Raw genomic sequence first — 4277 nt, 5'->3', positions numbered from 1 at the left:
GCCTGCAACTCCACCGCACCCGGAGCCTCCAGACCCCGGCGACTGGTCAGCAGCAGATGCCGCACACCCCGCTCGGCCACCACATGCCGCGCGAACAGCGCGCCCAGACCACCGGTACCACCAGTGATCAACACCGTCCCCTCCAGGTCCCAGACCCGACTCGCCTCCCCGTCCAGGTCAGAGCCGGGCGCCACCCGCGCCAGGCGCGGCGCCCGTACCTCACCATCGCGCACCACGGTTTGCGGCTCACCTGAGGAAAACGCCTCGGCCAGCACCCCTGGCAGTCCTGACAGCGGGAATTCCCGGTCCACATCGATCAGCAGGAACCGGCCCGGGTTCTCCGACTGGGCACTGCGGACCAACCCCCACACCCCGGAAGCCGGCAGATCGGTGACCACCTCGCCGCCTGCCGTGACCGCGCCCCGGGTGAGGAACACCAGCCGCGAATCGGCGAACCGGTCATCGGCCAGCCAGCCCTGCAGCAGGTCCAGAACGCGAGCGGTCAGCGCATGCGCCGACTCCACCACCCCGCCCACCGGATCCGAGACCGCCTCCACCATCACGACGGCCGGCACCGTACCCGCCTCAGCCAGCGATGACAGCTCCGCATGCACCGGCACCGGAAGGCCGCCCGGCTCCCCGGCCGCCCGCAACGCGGGAGCAACACCCAACGCGTCCGGACCAAGCACCGCCACCGGTATCGGCGGCACCTGACCGGCCTCCGGCACACCGCTCACGGACGTCCACTCCACCCCGAACAACGACTCCCAGCCCGCGCCGACACCATCGGAGACCGCCAACTGCTCGGCCGAGACCGGCCGCAACACCACCGACCGCGCCGACACCACCGGCTCCCCGGCCGCGTCCACCGCGCTCAGCGACACCACATCGCCGCCCGTCCTGGCCAGCCGCACCCGCAGCACCGACGCCCCGCCCGCGTGCAGGCACACCCCACCCCAGGAGAACGGCAACAAACCGCCCTCGGAATCGTCCAGCCCGGCGAATGGCACCCCGTGCAGCGCCGCGTCCAGCAACGCCGGATGCACCCCGAACGCATCCGCCTCCGACACCACCTGCTCAGGCAGCGCGACCTCGGCGAACACCTCACCATCGGCACCCCGCCAAGCCCCCCGCAACCCCTGGAACGCCGGGCCATAGACGAAGCCGTCCTCGGCCAGTTCCTCGTACAACCCCTCCAGCTCGATCGCGGTCGCCCCGGCCGGCGGCCACATCGCCACATCGAACGGCACGACCTCCGGAACACCGGCCGCGAGCGTTCCGGTCGCGTACCGCACCCACGGCACCTCATCGGCCGCCTCCGCCGAACGGGCATACACGCTCACGCTCCGACGGCCCGACTCCTCCTTGGCCCCCACCCACACCTGCACCACGACCGCATCGTCCTCGCCCAGTACCAGCGGAGCGGCCAGCGTCAACTCCTCGACCAGGTCACAGCCGACCTGGTCACCGGCCCGCACCGCCAGCTCCACGAACGCCGAACCCGGCACCACCACCGAACCCGCCACCACGTGATCGGCCAGCCACGGCTGCGCACTCACCGACACGCGGCCGGTCAGCACCACCCCGTCGGAGTCGGCCCGCGGCATCGCGGCACCCAGCAGCGGATGATCCGTCGCGGCCAGTCCCGCCGCCGCCACGTTCCCTATATCGGAGCCGGCGCTCTCGGGCCAGAACCGCTGGTGCTCGAAGGCATAGGTGGGCAGGTCGACCCGGCGCCCGCTCGGCAACACCGCCCGCCAGTCGACCGGCACCCCGTGCACATGCAGCTGGGCCAGCGCCGTCATCACCGCCACATGCTCGTCCCGATCCTTACGCAGCACCGGCACCAGCACCGTGTGCGACTCGTGCACATGTGCCTCCGGCTCGGTCGCGATGGTGTCCTGGGCCATGGCGGTCAGCACACCGTCGGGGCCGAGCTCCAGATACGCTCGCACGCCCTGCGCGCGCAGGGTGCGGATGCCGTCGGCGAAGCGGACCGCGCCGCGGACCTGGTCCACCCAGTAGTCCGGCGAGCACAGCTGCTCGGCCGTGGCCGCCTCCCCAGTCAGGGTGGACACGATCGGAATCCTCGGCGCACCGTAGGTGAGCCTGCTCGCCAGCGTGCGGAAGTCCTCCAGCATCGGCTCCATCAACGGCGAGTGGAACGCATGCGACACCCGCAACCGCTTCGTCCGCACCCCGCGCTCCTCCAACGCGGCGGCGATATCGAGGACCCCCTTTTCCACGCCCGCGATCACCACCGAACCTGGACCGTTGATCGCGGCGACCGACACCTCGCCCTCGCGCTCGGCGAGCAACGGCTCGATCTCCTCCTCGTAGGCCTGCACCGCCACCATCGCCCCACCCGGCGGCAGCGCCTGCATCAACCGCGCCCGGCCCGCCACCAGCGCACACGCATCACTCAGGGACAACACCCCGGCCACATGCGCAGCGGTGATCTCCCCGATCGAATGACCGGCCAGCACATCCGGCCGCACTCCCCACGAGGACACCAGCCGGAACAGCGCCGTCTCCACCGCGAACAGGGCCGGCTGCGCCCACCCCGTCTGATCCAGCAACCCGGCCCGCTCGCTGCCCGGCTCGGCGAACAGCACCTCGCGCAACGACCCGTCCAGCAACGGGTCCAGCTCGCCGATCACCTCGTCCAACGCCGCCGCGAACACCGCGAACCGGTCATACAACTCCCGCCCCACCCCCGCCCGCTGGCTGCCCTGACCGGTGAACAACACCGCCAGCTGCGGCTCCGTCGCGGCCACCCCGAGCACCACACCGGCACCGGGGCGGTCCTCGGCCAGCGCCCCCAGCCCGGCCAGCGCCCCATCACGATCGCCGGCCAGCACCACCGCCCGATGCTCGAACGCCGACCGCGTCGTGGCCAGCGAGAACGCGGCATCGGCCAGCCCCAGATCAGACTCACCGTCCAGGAACGACACCAGCCGCCCGGCCTGCGCCCGCAACGCCTGACCCGTCTTAGCCGACACCAGCACCGGCACCACACCCGCAGCCGGCACCCGGTCCTGCGGAGCCTCTTCTCCTACCGGCGCTTCCGGTCCTTGTTCGAGAATGATGTGCGCGTTGGTGCCACTGATCCCGAACGACGACACACCAGCCCGGCGCGGGCGACCGGTCTCCGGCCATTCCGCCGGCTCGGTCAGCAGCTTCACCGCACCGGCCGACCAGTCCACGTGCGAGGACGGAGTATCGACATGTAGCGTCTTGGGCAGCATGCCGTGCCGCATCGCCAGCACCATCTTGATCACACCGGCCACGCCCGCGGCGGCCTGGGTGTGACCGATGTTCGACTTGATCGCCCCCAGCAGCAGCGGCCGATCCTCCGGCCGGTCCTGCCCATAGGTCGACAGCAGCGCCTGCGCCTCGATCGGGTCACCCAGGATCGTGCCGGTCCCGTGCGCCTCGACCGCGTCCACCTCGGACGGCGACAACCCGGCACTGACCAGCGCCTGGCGGATCACCCGCTGCTGCGACGGGCCGTTCGGCGCGGTCAACCCGTTGGACGCACCGTCCTGGTTCACCGCCGAACCCCGCACCATCGCCAGCACCTGATGACCGTTGCGGCGGGCGTCCGACAGCCGCTCCAGCACCAGCACGCCCACCCCCTCTCCCCAGCTGGTACCGTCCGCGGCGTCGGAGAACGCCTTGCACCGCCCGTCGAGTGCCATCCCGCCCTGCGCGCCGAACCCGGCGAACACCAACGGCAACGTCATCACCGTGATACCGCCGGCCAGCGCCAGCGAGCACTCCCCAGACCGCAGCGCCTGCGCCGCAAGGTGCAACGTCACCAGCGACGACGAGCAGGCGGTGTCCACCGTCACCGCCGGACCCTCCAGACCCAGCGTGTAGGACAGGCGGCCCGACAACACGCTGGCCGCCGTACTGGTGACACCATGACCCTGTGTATCCATCTGATTACTCAGGATCAGATTCATGTAGTCCTGGCCGTTGGTGCCCATGAACACCCCGGTGTGGCTACCTCTCAGCAAGGCCGGGTCGATCCCGGCCCGCTCGACCGCCTCCCAGGACGTCTCCAGCAGCAACCGCTGCTGCGGATCCATCGCCAACGCCTCACGCGGCGAGATCCCGAAGAACCCAGGGTCGAACCCCGCCACATCCGCCAGAAACCCGCCCTGACACTCAACACCCATCGCCGACATCGTCTCCGCGTCCCAGCCCCGATCGACCGGGAACGAAGAGATCACGTCCTGTCCCTCGGACAGCAACCGCCACAGATCCTCAGG

The 4277-nt window shown here is 70.8% G+C and carries 1 protein-coding gene; it reads right to left on the bottom strand.

The features are described 5' to 3' along the window. Positions 1 to 4238, bottom strand: a 4238-nt coding sequence (locus ABZU75_RS45470) for a type I polyketide synthase (RefSeq protein ID WP_355569491.1), incomplete at its 3' end; no start/stop codon positions are given. Positions 4239 to 4277: the final 39 nt, after the last annotated feature.

The organism is Streptosporangium sp. NPDC005286, assembly GCF_040607515.1.
Taxonomy (GTDB): Bacteria; Actinomycetota; Actinomycetes; order Streptosporangiales; family Streptosporangiaceae; genus Streptosporangium.
Note: the sequence above shows the minus strand (reverse complement) of the source record. Positions and strands in the feature narration are given on the sequence as shown.